This is a genomic window from Streptomyces sp. NPDC031474 (assembly GCF_055581185.1).
In genome coordinates this window covers 423,633-447,419 of sequence record NZ_JBVIJX010000010.1, presented here as the reverse complement: position 1 = coordinate 447,419, position 23,787 = coordinate 423,633, and the positions used below count along the sequence as shown (strand labels likewise).

At 72.0% G+C, this 23,787-nt stretch carries 27 protein-coding genes, 1 tRNA gene and 2 pseudogenes; 18 read left to right on the top strand and 12 right to left on the bottom strand.

Features of this window, described 5'->3' with window-relative positions; all coding sequences use genetic code 11:
* The 3 genes from ACZ5SK_RS23545 to ACZ5SK_RS23535 form a co-directional block, all read right to left on the bottom strand.
* A partial coding sequence (locus ACZ5SK_RS23545; protein WP_361702068.1) for an ATP-binding cassette domain-containing protein occupies positions 1–206 on the bottom strand: 206 nt, incomplete at its 3' end.
* Positions 207–211: 5 nt separating this feature from the next.
* Complete coding sequence (locus ACZ5SK_RS23540) at positions 212–1,291, bottom strand: ABC transporter permease (protein ID WP_334575117.1); 1,080 nt, start codon at positions 1,289–1,291, stop codon at positions 212–214.
* Positions 1,291–2,310, bottom strand: coding sequence for a sugar ABC transporter substrate-binding protein (locus tag ACZ5SK_RS23535; RefSeq protein WP_361702065.1), 1,020 nt, complete (start codon positions 2,308–2,310; stop codon positions 1,291–1,293). Before ACZ5SK_RS23535 ends, ACZ5SK_RS23540 begins: the two co-directional genes overlap by 1 nt.
* A gap of 309 nt (positions 2,311–2,619) precedes the next feature.
* Between ACZ5SK_RS23535 and ACZ5SK_RS23530 the strand changes: the two are divergent.
* Both ACZ5SK_RS23530 and ACZ5SK_RS23525 read left to right on the top strand, forming a co-directional pair.
* Positions 2,620–2,736 (top strand): annotated as a pseudogene (locus ACZ5SK_RS23530) (5-dehydro-2-deoxygluconokinase); the annotation flags it as partial.
* 60 nt (positions 2,737–2,796) lie between these two features.
* Entirely contained in the window at positions 2,797–3,582 is a 786-nt protein-coding gene (locus tag ACZ5SK_RS23525) for a GntR family transcriptional regulator (protein ID WP_334575120.1), read from the top strand.
* A gap of 24 nt (positions 3,583–3,606) precedes the next feature.
* Here the strand turns inward: ACZ5SK_RS23525 and ACZ5SK_RS23520 are convergent, their stop codons facing one another.
* The 4 genes from ACZ5SK_RS23520 to ACZ5SK_RS23505 form a co-directional block, all read right to left on the bottom strand.
* Entirely contained in the window at positions 3,607–4,365 is a 759-nt protein-coding gene (locus tag ACZ5SK_RS23520; RefSeq protein ID WP_334575122.1) for an SDR family NAD(P)-dependent oxidoreductase, read from the bottom strand.
* A 2-nt stretch (positions 4,366–4,367) separates the two neighbouring features.
* On the bottom strand, positions 4,368–5,546 hold the full coding sequence (locus ACZ5SK_RS23515; RefSeq protein WP_334575123.1) for an acyl-CoA dehydrogenase family protein: 1,179 nt from the start codon (positions 5,544–5,546) through the stop codon (positions 4,368–4,370).
* 222 nt (positions 5,547–5,768) lie between these two features.
* A complete protein-coding gene (locus tag ACZ5SK_RS23510; RefSeq protein ID WP_079658180.1) occupies positions 5,769–6,341 on the bottom strand; it encodes a TetR/AcrR family transcriptional regulator in 573 nt (190 codons plus the stop codon).
* 95 nt (positions 6,342–6,436) lie between these two features.
* Positions 6,437–7,423 carry an aldo/keto reductase gene (locus ACZ5SK_RS23505; protein ID WP_334575124.1) on the bottom strand — a complete coding sequence of 329 codons (987 nt, stop codon included), beginning with the start codon at positions 7,421–7,423 and terminating at the stop codon, positions 6,437–6,439.
* A gap of 312 nt (positions 7,424–7,735) precedes the next feature.
* Here ACZ5SK_RS23505 and ACZ5SK_RS23500 point away from each other — a divergent pair, with 312 nt between their 5' ends.
* Positions 7,736–8,209 (top strand): carboxymuconolactone decarboxylase family protein, encoded by a 474-nt coding sequence (locus tag ACZ5SK_RS23500; protein ID WP_334575125.1) that lies wholly within the window; start codon positions 7,736–7,738, stop codon positions 8,207–8,209.
* Positions 8,210–8,354: 145 nt separating this feature from the next.
* Here the strand turns inward: ACZ5SK_RS23500 and ACZ5SK_RS23495 are convergent.
* A tRNA-Pro gene (locus ACZ5SK_RS23495) sits at positions 8,355–8,428 on the bottom strand.
* A gap of 98 nt (positions 8,429–8,526) precedes the next feature.
* On the opposite strand from ACZ5SK_RS23495, the gene ACZ5SK_RS23490 reads away from it, so the two are divergent.
* The 3 genes and pseudogenes from ACZ5SK_RS23490 to ACZ5SK_RS23480 form a co-directional block, all read left to right on the top strand.
* A complete protein-coding gene (locus ACZ5SK_RS23490) occupies positions 8,527–9,057 on the top strand; it encodes a DUF309 domain-containing protein (RefSeq protein WP_334575126.1) in 531 nt (176 codons plus the stop codon).
* Between the two features lie 44 nt (positions 9,058–9,101).
* Entirely contained in the window at positions 9,102–9,875 is a 774-nt protein-coding gene (gene cobF, locus ACZ5SK_RS23485; RefSeq protein ID WP_334575128.1) for a precorrin-6A synthase (deacetylating), read from the top strand.
* A gap of 117 nt (positions 9,876–9,992) precedes the next feature.
* Positions 9,993–10,415: pseudogene (locus tag ACZ5SK_RS23480) on the top strand (MFS transporter); the annotation flags it as partial.
* A gap of 31 nt (positions 10,416–10,446) precedes the next feature.
* Here the strand turns inward: ACZ5SK_RS23480 and ACZ5SK_RS23475 are convergent.
* A complete protein-coding gene (locus ACZ5SK_RS23475) occupies positions 10,447–11,193 on the bottom strand; it encodes a cobalt-precorrin-6A reductase (RefSeq protein WP_334575129.1) in 747 nt (248 codons plus the stop codon).
* Between the two features lie 418 nt (positions 11,194–11,611).
* On the opposite strand from ACZ5SK_RS23475, the gene ACZ5SK_RS23470 reads away from it, so the two are divergent.
* The 3 genes from ACZ5SK_RS23470 to ACZ5SK_RS23460 all read left to right on the top strand — a co-directional run bounded on the left by ACZ5SK_RS23470 (position 11,612) and on the right by ACZ5SK_RS23460 (position 13,535).
* Positions 11,612–12,205 (top strand): TetR/AcrR family transcriptional regulator, encoded by a 594-nt coding sequence (locus ACZ5SK_RS23470; protein ID WP_468156021.1) that lies wholly within the window; start codon positions 11,612–11,614, stop codon positions 12,203–12,205.
* A gap of 110 nt (positions 12,206–12,315) precedes the next feature.
* Positions 12,316–12,990 (top strand): enoyl-CoA hydratase-related protein, encoded by a 675-nt coding sequence (locus ACZ5SK_RS23465; protein ID WP_334575134.1) that lies wholly within the window; start codon positions 12,316–12,318, stop codon positions 12,988–12,990.
* Positions 12,991–13,034: 44 nt separating this feature from the next.
* Positions 13,035–13,535 (top strand): PaaI family thioesterase, encoded by a 501-nt coding sequence (locus ACZ5SK_RS23460; RefSeq protein WP_457494043.1) that lies wholly within the window; start codon positions 13,035–13,037, stop codon positions 13,533–13,535.
* 54 nt (positions 13,536–13,589) lie between these two features.
* On the opposite strand, the gene ACZ5SK_RS23455 is transcribed toward ACZ5SK_RS23460, so the two are convergent.
* Positions 13,590–14,363, bottom strand: a complete 774-nt coding sequence (locus ACZ5SK_RS23455; protein ID WP_334575137.1) for a sulfite exporter TauE/SafE family protein — start codon at positions 14,361–14,363, stop codon at positions 13,590–13,592.
* A 125-nt stretch (positions 14,364–14,488) separates the two neighbouring features.
* Between ACZ5SK_RS23455 and ACZ5SK_RS23450 the strand changes: the two genes are divergently transcribed.
* The 4 genes from ACZ5SK_RS23450 to ACZ5SK_RS23435 all read left to right on the top strand — a co-directional run bounded on the left by ACZ5SK_RS23450 (position 14,489) and on the right by ACZ5SK_RS23435 (position 16,498).
* Positions 14,489–15,286 carry an alpha/beta hydrolase gene (locus tag ACZ5SK_RS23450; protein ID WP_334575138.1) on the top strand — a complete coding sequence of 266 codons (798 nt, stop codon included), beginning with the start codon at positions 14,489–14,491 and terminating at the stop codon, positions 15,284–15,286.
* Between the two features lie 79 nt (positions 15,287–15,365).
* On the top strand, positions 15,366–15,623 hold the full coding sequence (locus ACZ5SK_RS23445) for a WhiB family transcriptional regulator (protein WP_319333264.1): 258 nt from the start codon (positions 15,366–15,368) through the stop codon (positions 15,621–15,623).
* Positions 15,620–16,102 carry a Dps family protein gene (locus ACZ5SK_RS23440; protein WP_334575140.1) on the top strand — a complete coding sequence of 161 codons (483 nt, stop codon included), beginning with the start codon at positions 15,620–15,622 and terminating at the stop codon, positions 16,100–16,102. The genes ACZ5SK_RS23445 and ACZ5SK_RS23440 overlap by 4 nt, the downstream gene beginning before the upstream one ends.
* A gap of 63 nt (positions 16,103–16,165) precedes the next feature.
* Entirely contained in the window at positions 16,166–16,498 is a 333-nt protein-coding gene (locus ACZ5SK_RS23435) for a DUF3140 domain-containing protein (RefSeq protein ID WP_334575141.1), read from the top strand.
* A gap of 37 nt (positions 16,499–16,535) precedes the next feature.
* Here ACZ5SK_RS23435 and ACZ5SK_RS23430 read toward each other — a convergent pair whose 3' ends face one another.
* The gene (locus ACZ5SK_RS23430; protein ID WP_361702056.1) at positions 16,536–17,780 is read right to left on the bottom strand and encodes an amidohydrolase; all 1,245 of its coding nucleotides are present in this window, start codon (positions 17,778–17,780) and stop codon (positions 16,536–16,538) included.
* 339 nt (positions 17,781–18,119) lie between these two features.
* On the opposite strand from ACZ5SK_RS23430, the gene ACZ5SK_RS23425 reads away from it, so the two are divergent.
* The 4 genes from ACZ5SK_RS23425 to ACZ5SK_RS23410 are packed head-to-tail and all read left to right on the top strand — an operon-like array spanning position 18,120 to position 21,963.
* Entirely contained in the window at positions 18,120–18,488 is a 369-nt protein-coding gene (locus ACZ5SK_RS23425; RefSeq protein ID WP_334575144.1) for a DUF4333 domain-containing protein, read from the top strand.
* Positions 18,489–18,507: 19 nt separating this feature from the next.
* Positions 18,508–19,191: an ABC transporter ATP-binding protein gene (locus ACZ5SK_RS23420; RefSeq protein WP_334575146.1), complete on the top strand. Its 684-nt coding sequence runs from the start codon at positions 18,508–18,510 to the stop codon at positions 19,189–19,191.
* Positions 19,192–19,222: 31 nt separating this feature from the next.
* On the top strand, positions 19,223–21,232 hold the full coding sequence (locus ACZ5SK_RS23415; RefSeq protein WP_361702053.1) for an FtsX-like permease family protein: 2,010 nt from the start codon (positions 19,223–19,225) through the stop codon (positions 21,230–21,232).
* 14 nt (positions 21,233–21,246) lie between these two features.
* On the top strand, positions 21,247–21,963 hold the full coding sequence (locus ACZ5SK_RS23410) for a response regulator transcription factor (RefSeq protein ID WP_334575148.1): 717 nt from the start codon (positions 21,247–21,249) through the stop codon (positions 21,961–21,963).
* Positions 21,964–21,987: 24 nt separating this feature from the next.
* Here ACZ5SK_RS23410 and ACZ5SK_RS23405 read toward each other — a convergent pair whose 3' ends face one another.
* Positions 21,988–22,842, bottom strand: coding sequence for a Cof-type HAD-IIB family hydrolase (locus tag ACZ5SK_RS23405; protein ID WP_334575150.1), 855 nt, complete (start codon positions 22,840–22,842; stop codon positions 21,988–21,990).
* 70 nt (positions 22,843–22,912) lie between these two features.
* On the opposite strand from ACZ5SK_RS23405, the gene ACZ5SK_RS23400 reads away from it, so the two are divergent.
* Complete coding sequence (locus ACZ5SK_RS23400; protein WP_468576557.1) at positions 22,913–23,755, top strand: SAM-dependent methyltransferase; 843 nt, start codon at positions 22,913–22,915, stop codon at positions 23,753–23,755.
* The last annotated feature ends 32 nt before the right edge of the window (positions 23,756–23,787 follow it).

The following is a 23,787-nucleotide window of genomic DNA, read 5'->3' as shown; positions in this document are numbered from 1 at the left end:
ATCAGGGTGGACTTGCCGGCGCCGTTGTCGCCCAGGACACAGGTCACCTTGCCGGGGTGCACCGTCAGGTCGACGCCGTGCAGGGCACGGATGTTGCCGTAGGACTTGCCGGCGTTGCGCAGCTCGACGAGCGCGCGGTCGCCGTCCTCGGGGACGGTGTCCGCGATGATCGCGCCGTGTGTGCCGGTTCCGTTGCTGGTGGTCATTCGGGTCACCTCCGGGTCGCCGTGCGGCTGACCCACAGATTGATCAGGACGGCGCCGAGGAGCATCACGCCGAGGAAGGCCTTGAACCAGTCGGGGTTCCAGCCGGCGTAGACGATGCCCTGCTGCACCATGCCGAACATGAACGCGCCGAAGACCGGGCCGATCGCGGAGCCGGCGCCGCCGGTCAGCAGACAGCCGCCGATCACGGCCGCGGAGATGTAGATCAGCTCCTGGCCGACGCCCTCGCCGGACTGCACGGTGTTGAACGTGAACAGCTGGTGCATGCCGACGAACCAGGCGCCGAAGCCGACCAGCATGAACAGCGAGATCTTCGTGAACGTCACGGGCACGCCGACCGCCCGGGCGCTCTCCTTGTTCCCGCCGACCGCGAAGATCCAGTTGCCGTACCTGGTGCGCAGCAGCACCCAGGTGGCGATGGCCGCGAAGACCAGCCAGTAGAAGATGGTGATCTTCACCTGGACGCCGCCGATGTCGAACGACGAGGCGAAGATCTTCTTCGCCTGCCCGAAGCCGTCCATGTCGCTGATGTCGTCCGTGGCCACGTTGGTGGTGACCAGCTTGGTCACCGCGAGGTTGACGCCCTGGAGGATCAGGAAGGTGCCCAGGGTGACCAGGAAACTGGGCAGTCCGGTCTTCACCACCATCCAGCCGTTGAAGAAGCCGATGGCGAGGGAGACCAGGAGCGCGACGACCACGCCCACCCAGACGTTCATGGTGAGCTGGTAGCTGAGCATGCTCGCCGTGAGCGCCGAGGAGATGACGGCGACACCGGCCGACAGGTCGAACTCGCCGCCGATCATCAGCAGCGCCACCGGCAGGGCCATGATCCCGATCGTCGACGACTGGTACAGGATGTTGGCCATCGCGCTGGCCTCGCGCACCGGCGGCGCCGAGGCCAGGAAGAACACGTAGACCGCGACCGCGCCGAGGAAGACGCCCACCTCGGGGCGTGCCAACAGGCGCAGAGCCAGCGGGCGTTGAGAGGTCCGGCCGTCGCTCTCCTTGCGGCCGGGGGCCGGCGGTGTCTTGGTCACCGCCGGCTCGGCATGCTGGGTCATACTCATCACCGGGTGCCCTTCGCGGCGTACGCGGCCACCGCGTCGACGTTGGACTTGTCCACGAAGGCCGGGCCGGTCAGCACCGGCTGCTCGCCGCCGCCCATGTAGTTGCCGTTGTTCTTGTAGAGCCACAGCGAGTCGATCGCCAGGTAGCCCTGCAGGTACGGCTGCTGATCCACCGCCAGCTCGACGGTGCCCTTGCTGATGGCTCCGGTCAGGTCCTTGTTGAGGTCGAAGGTGGCGATCTTCGCCTTGCTGCCGGCGTCGGACACCGACTGTGCCGCGGTCAGCGCGATGGGGGCGCCGAGCGTGATGATGTGGTCGACGGCCTTGTCCTGGCTGAGCTTGGCGGTGATCGTCGACTTCACGGACGGCATGTCGGTGCCGTTGACGTAGAGGTTCTCGATGGAACCGGAGAACGTCTTCTTCACCCCGTCACAGCGCTGGGTGAGGCCGATGTTGCCCTGCTCCTGGATGACACAGACGGCCTTCTTGGAACCGAGCGAGTTCAGCTTGTTGCCGAGGGCCTCGCCGGCGACCGTCTCGTCCTGCCCGAAGAACTCGAGCAGGCCGAGCTTCTTCCACTCGCTCACACCGGAGTTGAGACCGACCACAGGTATCTTCGCGGCCGTCGCCTTGGCTATGACGGCCTTGAGGGCGTCGGGCTTGGCGAGGGTGACCGCGATGCCGTCGACCTTCTGGTCGACGGCGTTCTGCACCAGGTTCGCCTGGCCGCCCGCGCTCGGGTCGTTGGAGTACACCAGCTTGACGTTGTCCTTGGCCGCGGCGGCCTCGGCGCCCTTGCGGACGATGTCCCAGAAGGTGTCGCCGGGCGACTGGTGGGTCACCAGGGCGACCGTCATCTGCGGGGTGCTCGCCTTGCCCGCGGAGGCGCCGCCCGCGCTCTCCTCGGACTTCTTTCCGCCGGAGCTGCTGGAGCAGCCTGCGAGGGTCAGGGCAACCGCCGCGGCCATGGCCACGACCGGGGCGATTCTGCGCGAGCGGGAGGGAGAAGAGCTGTCCATCTTTCCTGCACCTCACTGTGCTACGGGGAAAACGACGGGGGAAGGGGAGGACGATCGCGAGGATCCGGGGCCCGTTTCTACTCAGATTGGGGCCGGGGAGCCGGGTCCGCGACTGTTCAGGAATCGCGGACCCGGCTCATGCGCTGCTGGGACCGGATCCAATCCCTTGACGAGCCCACTGTCAATACTTTGTTAAGACATCATTTCACGAGCAGGTCCGAATGTAAGAACAAACCCTTGACATTGCGGGCCCCCGGGACCTACACCTGGGAGACGCCAGACCCCCGATCACCGTGAGGAGCGTCGCGCATGGCCAAGCCGGTCGAGCCCCTGGATCTGATCATGATGGGTCGCATCGGGGTCGATCTCTACCCCCTGCGAACGGGTGTACCCCTCGCGCGAGTCGAGATGTTCGAAGAGTTCCTCGCGCACCGCTGATCCGGCTTCCGCCCGCTCCCCCACCCCACCGACCCGAGGAGGTGCCCGATGGCGAAGACCGGCGAACGCTCCCGTGCCGTGCCCGGCTCCGCGCTCGACGCGCTGCACTTCGCCCTGGACCGCACCAGCCCGGTGCCGCTCTACTACCAGCTCGCCCAGCAGCTGGAGGCGGCCATCGAGCACGGCGCGCTCGCCCCCGGCAACCTCCTGGGCAACGAGATCGACCTGTCGACCCGGCTCGGCCTGTCCCGCCCGACCGTCCGCCAGGCCATCCAGTCACTCGTCGACAAGGGCCTGCTGGTGCGGCGACGGGGAGTCGGCACACAGGTCGTGCACAGCCAGGTGAAACGGCCGCTGGAACTGTCCAGCCTCTACGACGACCTGGAGGCGGCCGGACAGGGGCCCACCACGCACGTCGTCCGCAACGAACGCGTACCGGCGACCGCCGACGTGGCCGCCGCGCTCGGCATCGCGGAGGGCAGCGAGGTCACGCTCCTCGAGCGGCTGCGCGCCACCCACGGCGAGCCGGTGGCGTTCCTGTGCAACTACCTGCCCCCGGCCCTCCTGGACCTCGACACCGAACGCCTGGAGGCCACCGGCCTGTACCGGCTGCTGCGCTCCGCGGGCATCACCCTGCACAGCGCCCGCCAGACCATCGGCGCCCGCTCCGCCACCGCCGAGGAGGCCGCCCTCCTCACGGAGAAGGAGGGGGCGGCCCTGCTCACCATGCAGCGCACGGCCTACGACGACACCGGCCGGCCGGTCGAGTACGGCAGCCACATCTACCGCGCGTCCCGCTACGCCTTCGACTTCCAACTACTGGTCAGACCCTAGGGCCCGGCTCGTGACGGACACGACCTAGCGGGGCGCCATGCGCAGGGCGCCGTCCATGCGGATGGTCTCGCCGTTGAGGTAGTCGTGGTCGACGATCGTCAGGGCGAGCCGCGCGTACTCCTCGGGGCGGGCCAGGCGCCGCGGGAAGGGCACGCCCGCCGCGAGGCCGGCCCGGAACTCCTCCGACACCGTGGCCAGCATCGGCGTCTCCACGATGCCCGGGGCGATGGTGCACACCCGGATGCCGTACTGCGCGAGGTCCCGGGCGGCAGGCAGGGTGAGGCCGACGACGCCGCCCTTGGAGGAGGAGTAGGCGGCCTGACCGATCTGGCCGTCGTACGCCGCGATGGAGGCGGTGTTGACGATGACGCCCCGCTGGCCGTCCGCGTCGGCCTCCGTCGCGGCGATGGCCTCGGAGGCCAGCGCGAGCACGTTGAACGTGCCGATCAGGTTGATCTGGATCACCTTGGCGTACAGGGCGAGGTCGTGCACGCCCTTCTTGCCGAGGATCCGCGCCGAGGGGCCGATGCCGGCGCAGTTGACGACGGTGCGCAGCGGGACACCGGCCCCCGCCGCCGTGGCGACGGCCGCGCCCACCTGTTCGGGGTCGGTGACGTCGGCGGGCACATAGGTCACGCCCGGCGCCTCGGGCGCCTTGTCGATGCCGTCCTTGAGGTCGAGGGCGAAGACCCGGGCGCCGCGCTCCGCGAGAGCCTTCGCGGTGGCCGCGCCGAGGCCGGACGCACCGCCGGTGACGAGGGCGGCGGTGTTCTCGAGCTGCATCATCACTCCTTGCCGAGGACGGTGAGCACACCGCCCTCGTCACGGTCCAGCGCACGGGAGATGATCATGCGCTGGATCTGGTTGGTTCCTTCGAAGATCTGCATGACCTTGGCCTCGCGCATATAGCGCTCCACGGGGAAGTCACGGGTGTACCCGTACCCCCCGAGGACCTGCACGGCGTCCGTGGTCACCTTCATCGCATTGTCCGTGGCCACGAGTTTGGCGATCGACGCCTCCCGTGTGAAGGGCAGGCCGAGGTCCTTCAACCGGGCGGCGGACAGCGCGGTGGCCCGCGCCGACTCGATCGCGGCGCCCATGTCGGCGAGCACGAACGCCAGACCCTGGTGCTCGATGATCGGCTTGCCGAACGTCTCCCGCTCGCGGGCGTAGCGCACCGCGTGGTCGAGGGCGCCCTGGGCGAGACCGGTGGCGACGGCGGAGATGCCCAGCCGGCCGCAGTCGAGGGAGGCGAGCGCGATCTTCAAGCCCTGCCCCTCCTCCCCTATCCGCCGCCCCACGGGCACCCGGACGTCCTCCAGGCGCATGGTGGCGGTAGCCGAGCCCGTCAGACCCATCTTCCGCTCCGGCGGGTCGGCGCTGAGCCCCGGAGTGTCGGCCGGGACCAGGAAGCAGGAGATGCCGTGGGCGCGGTCGTCGGAGGTGCGGGCCATGACCGTGTAGAAGTCGGCGTAACCGCCGTGCGTGGTCCAGGCCTTGGTGCCGTTCAGGACGTAGCCGTCGCCGTCGCGGACGGCGCGGGTGAGCATGGCCGCCGGGTCGGAGCCGGCGTGCGGCTCGGACAGGCAGTACGCGCCCAGCAGCTCACCGGCGAGCATGTCGGGCAGCCACCTGCGCCGCTGCTCGTCGGTGCCGAAGCGGGCCAGCGGGAAGCAGGACAGGGCGTGCACGGAGATGCCCACGGCGACACTCGACCACACCGCGGCGACCTCCTCCAGCACCTGGAGGTAGACCTCGTAGGGCTGGTCCGCCCCGCCGTCCTCCTCGGCGAAGGGCAGACCGAGCAGGCCGCTGCGCCCGAGGGTGCGGAAGACGTCCCTGGGGAACGCTCCGTCGGCCTCCGCGTCGGCGACCCGAGGGGCGAGTTCCTTGGCGGCGAGGGTGCGGGTGAGCTGGATGAGCTCTACGGCTTCCTCGGTCGGCAGGGCGCGAGTGGCAGGCATGGTGACCTCCACGTAGGCGTACGGGTGAGTACGGGTACGGCACTGGAAATGATACGGGAAACGATACTGGAGTGCGTACGAGCGTATCATTCACAGTACGCCAGAACCCCGGAACACTGTGAGGCCGGCACCCCCCCACACACAACCGGCCAGGTCCCCTTGCCGGGTATCAGGCGTCAGGCGCCAGGGATGTCAGGTGCCAGGGAAGTCAGGCGTCAGGTGTCAGGAGGAGACGGCGTGCACGATCAGTGAGGCGAGCTGTTCGTACGCCTCCGCGTCGGACAGTCCGGTGCGCGCCTTGAGCTCGCCCTGCTGGATCTGCCGCATGGTCGCCGCGGCGACCTCGCCGACGAAAGCGGTGTGCACCTCACGGAAGGCGCCGTCCGAGACGCCCTCCGCGATCAGCCGGCGCACCCGCTCCGCGGCCATCCGCGTGTTGGCCTCGTACACCTCGCGAGCGGGCGGGAAGTCGGCCACGTCGTCGAGGAACCGGCGCGAGAGCGGGCGCAGCTGTTCGGCCACGGCCGTCAGGTACACACGGACCCGGTCCGAGGGGTCGACGGTCTGCGCCACCCGCTTCTCGACGGCCTCGGTCGCCCCGCGGAAGTAGTGCTTGACCGCCTCCACGACCAGCCCCTGCTTGCTGCGGGCGAGCTGGTACAGGGTCGTCTTGGAGCAGCGCAGCCGCTCGGCGAGGTCGTCCAGCGTGAGGTCCGAGAAGCCCTCCGCCGTCAGCAGCGCGACGAGACGTTCCAGCAGGTCGGCCTGTCTGGCGGTGCGGCGGGGGGACGGCATGATCCCAGCCTAGCCTCCCTGGTTACTCTCCGGTCACTCCCCCGGTCGGTCCGTCGGCCCCTCGGCCCCTCGGTCCCTCGGTCGCCGTCCGCTCGTCAGTGCGCCGCGTCCAGCCGGGCGCGCTGGTCCTCGGTCAGTTCCAGGTCGAGGGCGGCCAGGTTCTCCTCCAGCTGCGCCACCGATGACGCTCCGGCCAGCGAGACGATCGGCAGCGCGCCGCCCGACTGCCAGGCCAGCACGACCTGGTTGACGCTCGCTCCGGTCTCCTTGGCCACCTCGCGCAGCACGACGAGCCGGGCCGGGGTGCCCGGGTGGTCGTAGTCCGGCGGCAGGGGCCGGTCCTGGCGGGCGTAGGCGCCCTTGAGCAGCGGCGAGTACGCGACGAGGGTCAGGCCGGGTTCCGCCCGCAGATAGCCGAGGAGTTCGGGGCCCGCGTGTCCGAGGCTGCCGTCCGGAAAGAGGTCGTCGGGGATGTCGGTGCGCGGACGCAGGTGACTGTGCTGGTACTGGAGCACCTCGTAGCCGGGCAGTCCGGCCGCGGCGGCGAGCGCGCGAGCCCGCTCCACGCGCCACATGGCCTGGTTGCTCACCCCGAGCAGACCGACCGTGCCCTCGGCGACGAGCTCCCCGAACGCCTCGACGGTCTCGCGCTGCGGGACGGTGTGGTCGTCGATGTGCGCGTAGAGCAGGTCCAGCTTGTCGACGCCGAGCCGCTCCCGGCTGCGTTCGGCGGACTCGCGGATCACCTTCGCCGAGAGGCCCTCCGGGTTGTCGGTGTAGCTGGTGCCCGGGGCGAGGGGGCGGGCGCCGAGCTTGGTCGCGACGACGATCTCGTCTCCGACGCCCCGGCTGCGCCGCCACCGGCCGAGCAGTTCCTCGCTCTGGCCGCCCTGGCCGCCGTCCACCCAGAAGGCGTAGTTGTCGGACGTGTCGACGAAGTTCCCGCCGGCCTCGACATACCGGTCGAGAATCGCGAAGGAGGTCTCCTCGTCCGTCACCGACCCGAACAGCATCGCCCCGAGCGCGAGCACGCTGACCTCGCGGCGGGTGGCCGGGTCGGCGCCCATGGTGCGGTACCTCATGGTGGATCCCTCCCGTACGGCCGAAGTCGGTCCGTCCGCTCCGGCTCGAAGGGGAGTCTTCAACTTGAAGTGCGCTTCAACGCAAGGGATTTAGGGTGGGCGGCAGAGAAGCGATGCATCGGTACACCTGGCGAGGACGGGCGCCCCCGGCCGAGCCGCGCCACTGCGGGGCCGGCGTGCCGCAGTCGTGCGGGGAACATGATGGGCTGATGGACTGGGGCGTGTTCGCAGCCGCCCGACTCGTCCCGTGTCACACATCGTCGGTCACCCCGGTCAGTAGTGGCGTATCCACCACACCGCAAGGAGATCACCGTGGAATCGCGTCTCAACTTCTTCGCCCACCCTCTCGCGGGGAAGGTGCTGAAGCACATCAACTCCGCCAACAAGGTGGTTTCGGACTCGACGCTGCCGGCCGCCACACAGGAGCTGGTGAAGCTCCGCGCCAGCCAGATCAACGGCTGCGGCTTCTGCACCGACATGCACACCAAGGACGCCGAGCACGCCGGGGAGACCGCGCAGCGCCTCCATCTGGTCGCGGCCTGGCGGGAGGCGAAGGTCTTCACCGATGCCGAGCGCGCCGCCCTGGAGTTGACGGAGCAGGGCACGCGCATCGCCGACGCGGCCGGTGGGGTGCCGGACGAGACGTGGGAGAACGCCGCCAAGCACTTCGACGAGGACCAGCTCGCCGCGCTGGTCTCCCTCATCGCCCTCATCAACGCCTACAACCGGGTGAACGTCATCGTCCAGCAGCCGGCCGGCGACTACCAGCCCGGCCAGTTCGGCTGACACCCCCTGAACGACCCGGCCCACCCGGTCCGTCACCACGCCCCGAGACGCTCGGGTACGCACCGAGAGCCCGGAAAATGATCGAGGGCCTTGCCTCACCGAAGTGAAACAAGACCCTGACCTGCGACTATGGAGCGGACTCCAGTCGGGACGACAGGATTTGAACCTGCGACCCCTTGACCCCCAGTCAAGTGCGCTACCAAGCTGCGCCACGTCCCGGTGCGCTTCGCACGGCGTGCCGTGTGATCGCGCGAACAGCACTTTACCCCACGCCGGGCGCCGGGCCGAAGCGGGCCCGGGCGCGGGACAATCGCGGTATGGACCGTTTGGGCAGCACAGGAGGTACGCGCGGCGGCCGGTCCGTCGGCGCCCGGGACCGGGACGGCGAAGGGCGGGCGCGCAACGCCAGGCCGCGGGACGGGCTCGGCCGGCCCCTGCCGTACGGCACCGCCGGGGTGGAGCGGCAGCCCGAGGGCGTCGTCCGCACGCCGCAGGAAAGCATCGCCGAGGCGCAGGCCCTGCTGGACGCCGGGAAGCCGTTTCACGCGCACGAGGTCTTCGAGGACGCCTGGAAGTCGGGCCCCGAGTCGGAACGCGCCCTGTGGCGCGGGCTCGCCCAGCTCGCGGTGGGTCTGACACACGCGGCCCGGGGGAACCGCACGGGCGGGGCGCGGCTGCTGCGGCGCGGCGCCGGGGCCGTCGAGGAATGGGCGGCGGGCGCGGGGCAGGCGCGGCCCTACGGGATGGACCTCGCCGAACTGGCCGGGTGGGCGCGCGCACTGGCGGACACGGTGCAGCGGACGGACACGGCGGTGGACGCGCGGGCCCGGGCGCCGCGGCTGCGCTGACACCCGCCACGGTCACTGTCAGTGGCGTACGGCAGACTCGAGGCGTGCGAGAGATTCATGTCATCGGTATCGGCGCGGGCGACCCCGACCAGCTCACCTTGCAGGCGGTCAGGGCGCTGCGGAGTACGGACGTGTTCTTCGTCCTGGACAAGGGCGAGGTGAAGAGCGACCTGACGCGGTTGCGCCACGACATGCTGGCCACGCACATACCGCAGGGCGGCTACCGGGTGGTCGAGGCCCGGGACCCGGAGCGGGACCGCCGGGCCGGCGGCGCGGCCTACTCCCCGGCCGTCGGCGACTGGCGCAGCGCCCGCGCCGACATCTACGAGCGGCTGATCACCGAGGAGCTCGGTGCGCAGGAGAGCGGCGCGTTCCTGGTGTGGGGCGATCCGGCGCTGTACGACAGCACGCTGGGCATCCTGGAGGAGGTGCTGGCCCGGGGCACGGTGGACTTCACCTACGACGTCGTGCCCGGCATCAGCAGTGTCTCGGCGCTCGTCGCCCGGCATCGGACGGGACTGAACCGGGTGGCCCGGCCCGTGCAGATCACCACCGGCCGCCGGCTCGCCGAGGGCTTCCCGGAGGGGGTGGACGACGTGGTGGTGATGCTGGACGCCCATCAGACGTTCCGCCGGTACGCCGACGACGATGTCGACATCTACTGGGGCGCCTACATAGGCACCCCGGACGAGATCCTCGTCTCCGGCCCGATCGCCGAGGCCGGCCCGCGCATCGAGCGGCTGCGGGCCGAGGCGCGCGAACGCAAGGGCTGGATCATGGACACCTATCTACTGCGCCGTAACCCGGACCGGGGGTAGCCCCGAGCGGCCCGTCCTACGTGCGCGGACGGCGTGCCGGTGTGATCGTGACCTCGTGACCGTCACCGAGGAAGGCGCTCCGGCCGCCGCCCAGCCGCCCGTTCTGGACACGCGCACGCGCGCCGGCTCTTCGCGGCCTCCGACACCCGGCTCGACGTCGCAGGCGCCTGGACGGTGATGCAGGTCGAGCTGTTCACGCGGCTGGTCGGCCACGCCGGCCTCGGCCTGATCGCGGCCCGCCGCCATATGCCGCCGGAGGTGCTGCTGCCGGTGTTCGACCGCATGGTCGACGAGGGATACCTGAGCCGCCACGGCTCCCTCCTCTCCCACACGGAGGCGGGCGCACGCGAGGCCCGGACCATCGGCGAGGCGTCGGGCACCTGGCTGGAGGAGCGGGTGACGCGGGACCTCGGCCGCCCGGCGGGCGGCGACCTGCGGGCAGCGGTGGACGCCATCTCCAAGCGACTCCTGGTCGAGGACCTGGGCGACGGCTTCTCCCCGCGCCGCCCACAGCCGGAACAGGCGGTCCTCGCGCCCTGAGGGCCGCGAGCCGGCCCGCCCGCCGGCGGCGTCACCGCAGGATGAGGCCCAGCTCGTCCAGGACGGCGTCCACGTCCGGGACGGCCGTCACACCCGTCGGCAGAGGTGGCCGTCGTACGACCACGACGGGGAGCCCCAGCTCCCGTGCCGCCGTGAGTTTCGCGGCCGTCGCCGTTCCGCCGCTGTCCTTGGTCACCACCACGTCGATCCGGCGGTCCCGCAGCAGCGTCAGCTCGTCGGCGACGGTGAACGGGCCGCGCGCCAGGACCAGTTCGACGTCGGGCGGCATCGGGGGCGCGGGCGGTTCCACGGACCGTACGACGAAGTGCGGGCCGTCGAGGTGGGCGAAGGCCGCGAGGCCGAGCCGGCCCGTCGTCAGCAGGACCCGCCGGCCCAGGCCCGGCAGCAGCTCGGCCGCCGCCTCCAGCGACGCCACCTCGTGCCAGCGGTCGCCGGCCCCCGCCCGCCAGCCCGGGCGGCGCAGTACCACCAGCGGCAGGCCGGTCGCCACCGTGGCGCTCGCCGCGTTCTCGGTGATGCCGGTGGCGAAGGGATGCGTGGCGTCGACGACGGCGTCCGCCCGCTGCTCACGCAGCCAGTCGGCGAGCCCCTGCGCCCCGCCGAACCCGCCGATCCGTACGTCCCCGTCGAGCGCCCCCGGCCGGGACACCCGGCCCGCCAGCGACGAGGTCACCCGGACTCCGCGGCGAGCCGCCAGAGCGGCGGCGAGCTCCCGTGCCTCGGTGGTGCCGCCCAGCACCAGGACGTGCCGGCTCATGCCGCCCCCTGCACGACGACCCGGCCCCCCGCACTCACCGCAAGCCCCCGCCCGCCACGACGGTGCCCGCCCACCCGCGGATCGGGGCCGCCGGGTTCGACGCCGTTTCGCGCGCCGCCGCGCACCTGAGGGCCGCGCCGCGCGGACCGCGGACCGGCCGGAACCGACCAGGCTGCCGGCCCCCGGCGCGGGAGACCCCGCGCGCCGCGGCGACGTCGTTCCACCGCACCCGCCGTGCAGCAGCAGCCATCTCTCCCCGCCCCGATCGATGTCTCACCCGCGGCTCCGCCGCCGCCCGCCGGTCAGTCTAGGCAGCCCCCGCGAGGCCCCCGCCTGCTCGGGCCGCTGCTGCCCCGCCCACTGGATCGATACCGGGAGCGCTTTTGCATGTTCTATGTCATAGCGCATAATCAGTGCCATGAGTCCACGCAGGAGTGACAGTCGTGAGCGGATGGTCACGAGTGCCGTCGCCCTGCTCGGGGAGCACGGGGCCGGCGGCGTGAGCATCGATCGGGTGCTCGCCCACAGCGGCGCCCCGCGCGGCTCGGTGTACCACCACTTTCCCGGCGGCCGGGCCCAGCTGATCGACGAGGCCGTGGTGTTCGCCGGGGACGTCATGGCCGACCTGATCGACGCCGCGATGGACGACCCCGATCCTCTGCGGGCCGTCGACGGGTTCCTCGCTTTGTGGCGGGAGCGTCTCCTGCGCAGCGACTTCCGCCTCGGCTGTCCGGTCGTGGCGGTCGCCGTGGAGAGCGACGACCGTTCGCCGGAGCGCGCCCGCTCGGCAGCGGCGGTCTTCGCCCGCTGGCAGACGGCCCTGGCCGCGGTGCTGCTGCGCCACGGCCTGCCCGAGGAGCGCGCGCGACGGCTGGCCGCGTTCGTCGTGGCCGCCGTCGAGGGAGCCGTGGTCATGTGCCGGGCCGAGCGGAGCACCGCCCCTTTCGACGCGACGGCGGCGGAGCTCCGCGGCCTGCTGGAGCACACCCTTCGCGCCGACCGGCAGTCCTGACTGCGTCCCGCCTCCCGCCTCCCTCTTCCCGTGCCCTGTACGCATGCATGCCCTGTCCCCCTGTGCGCCCCGCTGTGAAGCCCCGTGTGCCCCGCTGTGAAGGAGTCGCCATGCCCACGCTGGACCGCCAGGACACCGTCTTCGTCCTCGATCTCGGCGACGGCGAGAACCGGTTCCACCCCGACTGGATCACGGAAGTGGGCAGCGCGCTGGACGAGGTGGAGAAGGCGGACGGGCCGCGCGCGCTGGTGACCGCCGCCACGGGGAAGTTCTACTCCAACGGCCTCGATCTGGACTGGGTGTTCGCCCACTCCGACCGGCATGTGGACTACGTCGTCTCGGTCCACGAGCTCCTCGCCCGGCTGCTGACCCTGCCCGTGGTGACCGTGGCCGCGCTGCAGGGGCACACCTTCGCCGCGGGCGCCATGTTCTCGCTGGCCCACGACCTTCGGGTGATGCGCGCCGACCGCGGCTTCTGGTGCCTGCCCGAGGCCGACCTCGACATCCCCTTCACCCCCGGCATGTCCGCCCTCATCCAGGCCAGACTCACCCCGAGGTCCGCCCACGAGGCCATGGTCACGGCCCGCCGCTACGGCGGCCAGGACGCGCTGGTCGCCGGGATCGTCGACCACGCGGTCGACGAGGACGCCGTACGCGCCACCGCCGTCGACATCGCGGCGGCGCAGGCCGGCAAGGCGGGCGACACACTGGCCACCATCAAGTCCCGCCTGTACAAGCCCGTCCTGGCCGCACTGCGGGACACGGACAACCCACTGGGCAGCTGAACTCCCGTGCCCGGCAAGCCCCTTCTGCAACCCGAGGAACCACCTTGACCACCACCGAACACACCGAACACACCGACCGCGCCGACCGCACCCCGCGCGCCGACCTCGCCGCCCTGTCCGGTCTCGATCTCATACGTCTCGTCCAGGCCGGGAGCCTGAGCGACGTGCCGTCCATCGGGCGGCTGATCGGCATGCGGTTCGACGACGTGGAGCACGGGCGGGTCGTGGTCTCGCTGGACACCCGGCCGGACTTCGCCAACCCTCTCGGCACCGTGCACGGCGGCGTCACAGCGACCCTGCTCGACTCGGCGCTGGGCTGCGCGATCCACACCACCCTCCCGCCAGGCACGGGCTACACCACCCTGGAACTGAAGGTGAACTACATCCGGGCCGCCCGCACCGACGGGCAGACCCTCACCGCCGAGGGCAACGTGATCCACGTGGGCCGCCGCACGGCCACCGCCGACGGCAGGGTCCTCGACGAGCAGGGCCGGCTGATGGCGCATGCGACGACCACCTGCATGATCCTGCCGGCGGACGGCTGACACGGCTGACACCGGCGTTGTCGTCCCCGTACGGACGTGGTGCGTGCCGCGCTCCTACCGAAGGAGCAGTTGGAGGCCGCCCACCACCGTCGCCGCGATGACCAGTTGCTCGAACAGCCGCTGGTTGATGCGGTGCACCGCCCACTTGCCGAGCAGGGCGCCGGGGACGACGAACGCGACGAGGGCGGCGTCCAGGAGCAGCGAGTGGCCGTCGATGAGGCCGAGGCCCGCGCTGAAGGGCACCTTCGAGACGTTGACGATCAGGAAGAAGAACGCGGAGGTGCCGAGGAAGCCGAGTTTGCGGAATCCGGCCGAGAGCAGGTACATCGACATCACCGGACCGCCCGCGTTGGCCACCATCGTGGTGAAGCCGCCGAGGACGCCGTAGGAGCGGGCCTTGATCCGGCCGGCCCGGGTGACCACCGCGTCGGGTTGGTCCGTGGCGTCGGCCGTGCGGCGCCGCCACAGGGTGACGCCCGCCATCAGCAGCAGGATCGCGCCGATCGACGTCCGGACGATCCCGTCGTCGGCCCACACCAGGAAGAGCGTGCCGAACACCACGCCGGCCGCGACGGCCGGGAACAGCCGCCACAGCGTGGGCCAGTGGGCGTGGCGCCGGTAGGTGAGGACGGCCAGTACGTCGCCGGCGATCAGGATCGGCAGCAGGACGCCGGTGGAGGCCTTGGCGGGCAGGATCGCCGCGAAGATCGCGAGGCTGACCGTGTTGGCCCCGCTGACGGCCGTCTTGGAGAAGCCGACCAGCAGGGCCGCGACGGCCAGCGCGACGAATTCCCAGCCGGTGATGTGCCACAACGTCATCGTGTTCATGCGGGGACCGATGCTACGCACATCTAACGGATCGCCGTAGGGCCGTCTCGTCAGGTGGCCGAAGCCCCTGGGAGGATCGGCGGATCCTGTCCTCGAAGGCCTTCGCCGACGCAGTTGGAGGAGCGATGACCGAACACGTCCTCACCGGGACCCGCGGCGCGGTCGCCGTGCGCGAGTGGCCGCATCCGCGCCCCCGCTTCCTCGCCGTGGTGGTGCACGGCTACGGCGAGCACGCCGGCCGGTACGCGGAACTCGCCGAGGTCCTGAACGGGCAGGGCGCCGCCGTGTTCGCCCCCGACCACATGGGGCACGGCAGGTCGGCGGGCGAGCGGGTGGTGATCGAGAACTTCGAGGACGTCGTCACCGATGTGCACGCGGTGGCGGAACTCGCCCGGGCCGCGCACCCGGACGTCCCGCTGATCGTGATCGGCCACTCCATGGGCGGACTGATCGCGGCCAGATACGCCCAGCGGCACGGCGACGCCCTCGCCGCGCTGGTGCTGTCCGGCCCGGTGATCGGCGCCTGGGAGCTGCCGGGGCGGCTGCTGGCGCAGGAGGAGATCCCCGACGTCCCCGTCAACCCCGCCGCGCTCTCCCGCGACCCGGCGGTCGGCGCGGCGTACGCGGCGGATCCGCTGGTCTGGCACGGGCCGATGAAACGCCCGACGCTGGAGGCGTTCGTACGGACCCTGGAGACCGTCGACAAGGACGGCGACGTCGGCCCGCTGCCCCTGCTGTGGCTGCACGGCGACGACGACCGGCTGGTCCCGCTGCCCGGCAGCCGGGCCGGCGTGGAGCGGCTGAGCGGCGCCCCGGTCGAGCGGATCTACGCCGGGGCCCGGCACGAGGTCTTCAACGAGACGAACAGGACGGAGGTCTTCGCGGACGTCACAGGCTTCCTCGACGGCGTTCTCGCTCCCTGAGACGGCACGGGATTCCGGTGCGGGCGGCGGCCCGGAACCGGTCCGTTTGCGCCGGTTCGCCCTGGGCACCCGCGCCCCCATGGAGTGGTTGCGCGCTGCCGCCTGCGTGGGCGAGGACCCCGAACTGTTCTTCCCCGTGGGCACGAGAGGACCGGCCCTGCGGGACACCGCGGCGGCCAAACGCGTCTGCGTGCGCTGCCCCGTGAGCACCGAATGTCTGTCCTACGCGCTCGTCAGCGGACAGACCTCGGGCGTGTGGGGCGGCACCGGTGAGGAGGAACGCGCGGAACTGCTCCGGACCGCCCGACAGGACGCGACGAGGAGGAGCACCGTATGACTGTCGTGAAGAGCCCGCTGGCCGAACCGGACCGCCAGGTCACCTTCGACGCGCTGCAGGGCACCCTCGTGGATCTGCTCGGCCTCTCCCTGGTGGGCAAGCAGGCCCACTGGAACATCGTGGGCCCCCGGTTCCGTTCGATCCACCTCCAGCTCGACGAGGTGGTCGCGACGGCCCGTTCGTACGCCGACACGGTCGCGGAACGCGCGGCGGCGCTGGGCCTGCCGCCCGACGGCCGCCCGGAGACCATCGCCTCGGCGTTCACGCTGCCCTCGCCGAAGGACGGCTGGCTGCGCGACGAGGACGTCGTCCAGGTGATCGCGGAGGCCCTGGGGGCCGCCGTCGTCCGGCTGCGCGAGCGGATCGCGGCGACCGACAAGCCGGATCCCGTCACCCAGGACCTGCTGATCGGCATCACCGCCGAGCTGGAGAAGCAGCGGTGGATGTTCGAGGCGGAGAACTGGCCGCGCGAGAAGTGAACCGCACGGCGACATGACCCACCTGGAGAAATGACCCGTCCGGAGACCGGAGAAGGGCCTGCCATGACCGACGCCCTCGAACTCGACGCGCTGTGGGAGGACTTCCACCGCGCAGTGAACATGACCTCGCAGGAGCTGGCCGCCTGGCTGCGGGTGCGCGACGCCGACGAGAACGCGGAACCGCTGCCCGAGGAGGCGGGCACCCCCACCGGGCAGCATGTGCTGGCGATCCTTCAAAAGCGCCGCACCGACCTGACCGACGACGACGTCCGGGTGATGTACCGGGTGGTCGACACCGTCGCCGCGCAGACGGACGTGGAGAACGAGCCCGAGGCCGAGGAGACGCGCCGCCGCCACCGTCTGATGACGATCGGCCACGACCCGCTCCGGCCGTAGCTCCCCGCGCGGCCCGCGCGCGGCCCGGCCGGTCTGCTCAGCCGGCGAGCCGGGACAGGGCCGCCGACACCAGGGTGCGCACGCCCGGCACCAGCACCGACAGGTCGGGGGCGAACAGCGGGCTGTGGTTTCCCGGCACGCCCTCGAACTTCTCCCGCAGCTCCTGCCCCGGCGCCGCCTCCCACACGGCGGCCGGGGTCGAGGTCACGTACCAGTAGTCGTACGGCACGCCCGGCGGGGCGAGGAGGGAGAAGTCCTCGCTGCCCATCGCCTGGCCGAAGTCGAACACCGTGTGGTCGCCGAAGAGTTCGCGGTGCACGGCGGCGATCTCCCCGTCCAGGGCAGGGTCGTTGACGGTGTTCGGGTAGCCGGGGTGGACGGTGACCTCGGGCGGAACCGGGCATCCCGCGGCGGCGCACTCCCCCTCGACGATCCGCCGGATCGCGGTGAGGACGCGCTCGCGCACCCGGGTGTCCTGGGTGCGCACGTTCAGTGCGAGCCGGGCCTCGGCGGGGATGATGTTGGGCTTCGTACCGGCATGGAAGCGACCCACCGTCAGCACCGCCGACTCGCTCGCCGCGACCTCGCGCGCGACGACGGTCTGCAGCCTGGTCACGATGTACGCGGCCGTCACCACCGGGTCGACGGTCGACTCGGGCCGTGAACCGTGGCCGCCCACGCCGTGCACGACGACGTCGACGTCGTCCGACGCCGACAGGGTCAGGCCGGGGGTGTGCGGGTAGAACCCGGCGAGCCCGGGCGCGGCGTGCTGGCCGAACAGCACATCGGGGCGCGGGAAGCGGACGTGGACGCCGTCCGCGACCATCGCCGCCGCGCCGCCCTCGGCCTCCTCGGCGGGCTGCCCCACCACGACGAGCGTCCCCGACCAGGTCTCGCGGGCCGCGGCGAGCACCTCGGCGGCGGCCGCCAGCCAGGTGACGTGCAGGTCGTGCCCGCAGGCGTGCATCAGCCCGTCGACGGTGGAGGCGTACGCCAGGCCGGTCGCCTCCCGCACGGGCAGCGCGTCCATGTCCCCGCGCAGCCACACCACCGGCCCGTCGCCGTTGGCGAGCACCCCCACCACGCCGGTGCGGGCCACCCCTTCCGTCACCTCGTACCCCGCCCTGCGCAGCCGCTGCGCGAGCTTCGCGGCGGTGCGGTGTTCCTGGAAGGACAGCTCGGGGTGCCGGTGCAGGTCGGTGTAGAAGTCCTCAAGGTCCCCGGGTTTGAGCCCGGAGGTGATCTCCCGGGTCAGGCGGGCGACATCGGCCGGTGCGCTCATTCCGCTTCCCTCTCCTCTACTCCCCGCAGCGTAGGGCGTGTTTCGAAAGTCCCGTCTGCCCGGCGGCGCCTGGCACGCACGCTCGCCGCGTTGTCGGGATCACCCCGATACAACCAGTATCGGGGCGACCCTCCGCCTTGCGATCGCACGCACCATGCGCCGCCGGGCCTGCCCTTCGGGCAGACGACGCTACTTTCGAAACACGCCCTAGGCCGAACGGTTGAGGAACGGGGGCGGCGACCCCGGGTGTTCTGGCCGTTCGGCCGAGGCGGGGGCGGGGCCGGGCGGGCGAGGCTGGGGGCACTTCCTCCACCCGCCTTCGCCTCAAAGGGGTATGCGATGCAGCACAGCAAGTTCGTCGTCGGTGTGATCGGAGGCGCCGCCGCCGTGGTGGCCCTCGGCGGTCTCGGCACCCATCTGCTCTCGGGCACCGAGTCGACCACCGGTCTCGACTCCACCAACACGGTCATGGTCGGCGGTCACAAGGCGCTGGCCTCGAACATCGTCAAGGGGCGCATCGAGGGCAAGTACCACCCGCTGCCGTGGGTCGGGAAGAAGGTCTCCGTGACCTGCCCGAGCGGTCTGAAGGCCGTGGCCGGCGCCACCGTCACCTGCGTCGGCGAGGTGAGCGGCGGCAAGAGCGTCGACATCCCGGTCAGTGTGGTGAAGGCCTCCGCCGGATCGGTCACCTGGAAGTTCGAGCGCTGAGAGAGGGCGACGGGACATCATGAACACGGTTCTGGCCGCCTCCGGCCTCGTGAAGAAGTACGGCTCCACCACGGCCCTGGCCGGGGTGGACGTCGAGGTCGGCGAGCGCGACTCGCTGGCGATCATGGGCCCGTCGGGCTCGGGCAAGTCCACCCTGCTGCACACCCTCGCGGGCATCGTCCGTCCCGACGGCGGTCAGGTCCTGCTGCGCGGCGACCGCATCGACGACCTCGGCGAGAACCGGCTCAGCGCACTGCGCCGCAAGCGGTTCGGGTTCGTCTTCCAGTTCGGCCAGTTGCTGCCGGAGCTGCCCGCCGAGGAGAACGTGGCCCTGCCGCTGATGCTGGAGGGCGTGCCGCGCCGGCAGGCCGTCGAGCGCGCTCGCCGCTGGTTCGCGCCGCTGGGTCTGGACGGGCTGGAGCGGCGTCGGCCCGGGCAGCTGTCGGGCGGTCAGGCCCAGCGGGTCGCCATCGCCCGCGCGCTGGCCGTCGAGCCGGACGTGGTCTTCGCGGACGAGCCGACCGGCGCCCTGGACCAGCGCACCAGCGAGGAGGTCGTGCGCCTGCTCACCTCCGTCACCCGCGAGCAGGGCGCCGCCCTCGTCATGGTCACGCACGACGCCGACGTCGCCGCCCACTGCGGCCGGATCCTCCAGGTCCGCGACGGCCGGATCAGCGCCTACACCCAGTACACGGTCACCTGACCGGCCGCCCTCCAGGAGAACCGAGACCGTTATGCGCTCCCCCGTCCTGCCCCTGACCTGGCATCTCGCCCGTTCCTCGGGCCGTCGCGGCCTGCAGAGCCGGCTGCTGGCGGCCGGCGCGGCCGCCGTCGGCGCGTTCGTGATGCTGGTGATCGTCGCCGCCTGCCTCGGCTCCGGAACCCGCGCCGACCGCACCGGCTGGCGCAGCCCCGAGCCCGACCGGCACGGCACGGCCGTCCAGGTCCTGGCGACGACGTACGTCCGCCACGAGCCCGTCACCGTCGTCGACCTGGCCCAGCTGCCCGGTCGCGCCCGGACACCCGCGCCGCCGGGCCTGAGCTCCTTCCCCCGGCCGGGCGAGGTCCATCTCTCCCCCGCCCTGGCCCGGCTGCTGCACGAGCTTCCCGCGTCCCAACTCGCCGACCGCTTCCCGAAGCCTGCGTCCTACGGCACGATCGGCGCGGCCGGTCTCGCCTCGCCGGACGAGCTGGTCGCGGTCGTGGGGCGGGCGCCGGCCGACCCGAAGATGTCCGCGCCCGTCGAGGCCGACAACTGGTTCGGCGAGGACCAGAGCGCGCGGGCCGTCGTCTCCGGCTTCTCGGGCACCAAGGCCAGTGTGTTCACGGCCACCGACCAGATGACGGCGCTGCTGGGCGTGGTGCTGCTGGCGATGCCCGTGGTGGTGCTGTCCGCGGCGGCGGGGCGGCTCGGCGCCGCCCGGCGCGAGCAGCAGCTCGCCGCGCTGCGGCTGGCCGGGGCGACCCCGCGTCAGATCCTCGCCATGACCGCGGTGGAGACGACGGCCGTCGGCGCGGCCGGCGCCCTGACCGGAGCGCTCGCCTACGCGGCCCTGCTGCCCGCCCTCGCCGGTATCCCGTACGGCGTCGGCTCCTGGTACCGGGTCGACCTGTGGGTGGGGGCGGCCTGGTTCGCGGGCATCGTCCTCGCGGTCACCGCGCTCATCGCGGTCAGCGCGGTGTCGATGCTGCGTCAGGTGGCCGTGTCGCCGCTGGGGGTCGCCCAGCAGGCGAACCCGCGCCGCACCCGGCTGATCCGGCTGCTGGTGTTCGTGGCGGCGCTGGGCTACATCTGGCAGTCCGCGGGCGGCGGTCAGCTGCGGGGCCGGCAGCTGCTCGTCCTGCTGCTGGTGTTCTACGGCGCGTTCTGGCTGTTCGGCCCGTGGGTCGTGGACCGGCTGGGCCGGCTCGCGGGCCGCTTCGCCCGCCGCCCGGCGACGCTGCTGGCCGCGCGTCGGCTCAGCGACGATCCGCGCGGCGCCTGGCGCACCGTCAGCGGTCTGGTGCTGGCCGGGTTCGCGGCCGGGTTCTTCTCCGTGAGCATGCTGGGCGCCGACTCCTCGCAGTACCGCGGCCAGGTCGCCGTCGTCACCACGACCACCGCCGAGGCCCGGCACGCCGCTGTCGAGGCTCGTACGCTCCTCGGCCGCGCCGGTGTCACCGCGACCGTCGCCGTCGGCCGGGAGGACGACTACGACAGCCTGCTCGCCGGCGGCCCGGGCGTCGTCGTCCATGTGTCCGCAGGCGGCCCGGCGGCGATCGACACCGCGGTCACCGCCCTCGCCTCCGTCGCCCGGGACGGGCTGCCGTACGGCCAGGACTACACGTACGTGGGCGACCGGGTCCTCACCTCCCGTCTCGCCGACGTCAGCACCGCCACCCTGGCCCTGGGCTTCCTCGTCGCGACCGCCTCAGCGGGGCTGACCGCGGCGGCGGACGTCCTCGACCGGCGCCGGGTGTACGCACTGCTGCGGCTGGCGGGCACCCCGCTGAAGGTGCTGGACCGGGCCCGCGTCAGGGAGGCGGTGCTGCCCCTGGTGGTCCTGGCCGGCGGCACCACCGCCATGGGCGTGTACGGCTCCTACCAGCTCAACAAGGCGGCCGGGGCCACGGTCAACACCTCCGGCGCGCTGGAGCTGCTCGCCTGTGTCGTGCTCGGCGCGCTCGCCATGTTCGCGGCGATCGCGGGCAGCCGCCCGCTGCTGCGCCGGGTGACGGCCGATCCCGCGCAGTCCGTCGACTGAGGCATGATCGAGCCATGACCGACCCCGCCCCGAACCCGTCGGGCCCCGCCGCCCCCATCCGGGTCCTGCTCGCCGACGACCAGGAGATGGTCCGCACCGGCTTCCGGTTCTTCCTGGACGCGCAGCCGGACATCACCGTGGTCGCCGAGGCCGCCGACGGCGAGGAGGCGGTGGCGCTGGCCCGCCGGGTGCGGCCCGACGTGTGCCTGCTGGACATCCGGATGCCGAAGCTGGACGGCCTGGCGGCCACCCGGCTGCTGGCCGGACCGGACGTCGCGGACCCGCTGCGGGTGGTCGTCGTCACCACCTTCGACCTGGACGAGTACGTGTACGGGGCGTTGCGCGGCGGCGCCTGCGGCTTCCTGCTGAAGGACTCCGGGCCGACCCTCCTCGCGGAGGCGGTCCGGGCGGCCGCGGCGGGCGACTCCCTGGTCTCCCCGTCGGTCACCGTCCGTCTGCTGCAGCACCTCACCGCCCCGCGGACCCCCGCCGCCCCGAGTCCGGCCGCGCTGCCGGCGACCCTGGCCGAGCCGCTCACCGACCGCGAGCTGGACGTCGTACGTCTCGTCGCCCTGGGCCGGACGAACGCGGAGCTCGCCGCCGAACTGTATGTCTCCCTGTCGACGGTGAAGACGCATCTGTCCAGCGTCCAGCTCAAGCTGGGCGCCCGGAACCGTGTCGAGATCGCGGCCTGGGCCTGGCAGCACGGGTACGGGCAGCCCCGCGCCTGAGCGCGGCCGGCGTCGGGCTCGGACTCAGAGGTCCAGAACGCGGGCGATGGTGCGTAGCACCCCGTTGTCGTTGTTGGAGGGCGCGAGGTGGCGGGCCCGGCGGACGACCTCCGGGTGGGCGCCCGCCATGGCGAACGACCAGTGGGCGGCGTCCAGCATCTCCAGGTCGTTGAGGTAGTCGCCGAACACCATGGTCTGCGCGGGGGTGATGCCCAGCTCGCGCTGGAGCCGGCGCAGCGCGGCGCCCTTGTTGGCGGTGCGGTTCATGACGTCGACCCAGTGTTCGCCGGAGACGACGACCTGGTGGGTGTCCGCGAAGGGCGCGAGCGCCGGGGCGGTGCTCTCCTCGACGGACCCGAAGTCGAACAGGGCGACCTTGAGGATGTCGTCGTCGACGGCGGTGACGTCCTCGACGACCCGGTGGCGTACGTAGTACCGGGCGACCTCGGCCAGGAAGGGCTCGTCGGCCCGCTCGATGTAGGCGGACCGCTTGCCGCACACCACGGCGCCCATGTCGACGCCGCCGGCCGCGAGCCCCCGCACGGCCTCGATCACCCGCGCGACCGCGCCGGGGTCCAGCGGGTCGGAGCTCAGCTCCGCGCCGTCGCGCACCACGTAGGTGCCGTTCTCGGCGATGAACACCATCCCGTCGGCGACCTGCGCGAACTCGGCGGCCAGCGTGGCGTACTGGCGTCCGCTCGCCGGGCTGAACAGCACCCCGCGCTCCCGCAGTCGCGCCAGCGTGTCCCACAGGCCCTCGGGCACTTTCTTGTCGTCGTCGAGCAGTGTGCCGTCCATGTCGGTGACGACGAGTCGTATGTCGGCGGGGCCGGCCGACGGCTCGGGAGCGGGCGGACGGGTGGCGTGCGAGTAGGGCATGTCCTGCTTCCTGTACGGGATCACCGGATTTTCACCCTACCGGGGACAACGGTGATCATCCGGCGGCACAATGGCGGGCACGGGCCCGGGACACGGGCGGGATGCGGGAAGGGGCGGTCACGTGAGCGGGCCGACACGACTGGACACGAGCGTGGCGCACAACGCGCGGGTGTGGAACTACTGGATCGGCGGCAAGGACAACTACCAGGTCGACCAGCGGGTCGGCGAGCACGTCGCCGGGATGTTCCCGCTGATCCGGGAGGTCGCCCGCGCGGACCGCTGGTTCCTGGGGCAGGCGGTGCGGTTCCTGGCGGAGGAGCGCGGGATCCGGCAGTTCCTCGACATCGGCACGGGGCTGCCGACCGCCGACAACACCCACGAGATCGCGCAGCGCATCGCGCCCGAGTCGCGGATCGTGTACGTCGACAACGACCCCATCGTGCTGGCGCACGCCCGCACGCTGCTGACCGGCACCGCCGAGGGCGTCACCGACTACATCGACGCCGATGTGCACGACCCGGCCGCGATCCTTCAACGGGCGGCGGGCACCCTGGACTTCACGCGTCCGGTCGCGGTGATGATGCTGGGCATCCTGAACTTCGTCCTCGATGTGGAGGCGGCCCGGGAGATCGCGCGGAAGGTCATGGCCGACCTTCCCTCCGGCAGTTTCCTGGTCCTGACGCACCCCACCCACGACAGCGCGGTGGGCGGTGAGGGCCAGATCCCGGCGATGAAGTTCTGGAACGAGAACGCCAAGCCGCCGATCACCGCCCGCAGCGGCGAAGAGATCGCCGGGTTCTTCGACGGCCTGGAGCTGCTGGAGCCGGGTCTGGTGTCGTGCTCGCGCTGGCGCGGCGAGGCCGACTCCCTCGCCGTGGTGCCGCAGTACGGCGCGGTGGCCGTGAAACCCTGACGGCCGCACGGCACGCGGCGGACGTACCGGCC

Coding starts and splice junctions, on each gene's coding strand:
- ACZ5SK_RS23465 (WP_334575134.1), top strand. CDS start 12,316: ATGCCCACGCTGGACCGCCAGGACACCGTCTTCGTCCTCGATCTCGGC.
- ACZ5SK_RS23425 (WP_334575144.1), top strand. CDS start 18,120: ATGCAGCACAGCAAGTTCGTCGTCGGTGTGATCGGAGGCGCCGCCGCC.
- ACZ5SK_RS23445 (WP_319333264.1), top strand. CDS start 15,366: ATGGAGTGGTTGCGCGCTGCCGCCTGCGTGGGCGAGGACCCCGAACTG.
- ACZ5SK_RS23515 (WP_334575123.1), bottom strand. CDS start 5,546: ATGCCTGCCACTCGCGCCCTGCCGACCGAGGAAGCCGTAGAGCTCATC.
- ACZ5SK_RS23535 (WP_361702065.1), bottom strand. CDS start 2,310: ATGGACAGCTCTTCTCCCTCCCGCTCGCGCAGAATCGCCCCGGTCGTG.
- ACZ5SK_RS23415 (WP_361702053.1), top strand. CDS start 19,223: ATGCGCTCCCCCGTCCTGCCCCTGACCTGGCATCTCGCCCGTTCCTCG.
- ACZ5SK_RS23405 (WP_334575150.1), bottom strand. CDS start 22,842: ATGCCCTACTCGCACGCCACCCGTCCGCCCGCTCCCGAGCCGTCGGCC.
- ACZ5SK_RS23505 (WP_334575124.1), bottom strand. CDS start 7,423: ATGAGGTACCGCACCATGGGCGCCGACCCGGCCACCCGCCGCGAGGTC.
- ACZ5SK_RS23455 (WP_334575137.1), bottom strand. CDS start 14,363: ATGAACACGATGACGTTGTGGCACATCACCGGCTGGGAATTCGTCGCG.
- ACZ5SK_RS23510 (WP_079658180.1), bottom strand. CDS start 6,341: ATGCCGTCCCCCCGCCGCACCGCCAGACAGGCCGACCTGCTGGAACGT.
- ACZ5SK_RS23475 (WP_334575129.1), bottom strand. CDS start 11,193: ATGAGCCGGCACGTCCTGGTGCTGGGCGGCACCACCGAGGCACGGGAG.
- ACZ5SK_RS23435 (WP_334575141.1), top strand. CDS start 16,166: ATGACCGACGCCCTCGAACTCGACGCGCTGTGGGAGGACTTCCACCGC.
- ACZ5SK_RS23470 (WP_468156021.1), top strand. CDS start 11,612: ATGAGTCCACGCAGGAGTGACAGTCGTGAGCGGATGGTCACGAGTGCC.
- ACZ5SK_RS23450 (WP_334575138.1), top strand. CDS start 14,489: ATGACCGAACACGTCCTCACCGGGACCCGCGGCGCGGTCGCCGTGCGC.
- ACZ5SK_RS23520 (WP_334575122.1), bottom strand. CDS start 4,365: ATGCAGCTCGAGAACACCGCCGCCCTCGTCACCGGCGGTGCGTCCGGC.
- ACZ5SK_RS23420 (WP_334575146.1), top strand. CDS start 18,508: ATGAACACGGTTCTGGCCGCCTCCGGCCTCGTGAAGAAGTACGGCTCC.
- ACZ5SK_RS23490 (WP_334575126.1), top strand. CDS start 8,527: ATGGACCGTTTGGGCAGCACAGGAGGTACGCGCGGCGGCCGGTCCGTC.
- ACZ5SK_RS23440 (WP_334575140.1), top strand. CDS start 15,620: ATGACTGTCGTGAAGAGCCCGCTGGCCGAACCGGACCGCCAGGTCACC.
- ACZ5SK_RS23400 (WP_468576557.1), top strand. CDS start 22,913: ATGGCGGGCACGGGCCCGGGACACGGGCGGGATGCGGGAAGGGGCGGT.
- ACZ5SK_RS23410 (WP_334575148.1), top strand. CDS start 21,247: ATGACCGACCCCGCCCCGAACCCGTCGGGCCCCGCCGCCCCCATCCGG.
- ACZ5SK_RS23540 (WP_334575117.1), bottom strand. CDS start 1,291: ATGAGTATGACCCAGCATGCCGAGCCGGCGGTGACCAAGACACCGCCG.
- ACZ5SK_RS23430 (WP_361702056.1), bottom strand. CDS start 17,780: ATGAGCGCACCGGCCGATGTCGCCCGCCTGACCCGGGAGATCACCTCC.
- ACZ5SK_RS23525 (WP_334575120.1), top strand. CDS start 2,797: ATGGCGAAGACCGGCGAACGCTCCCGTGCCGTGCCCGGCTCCGCGCTC.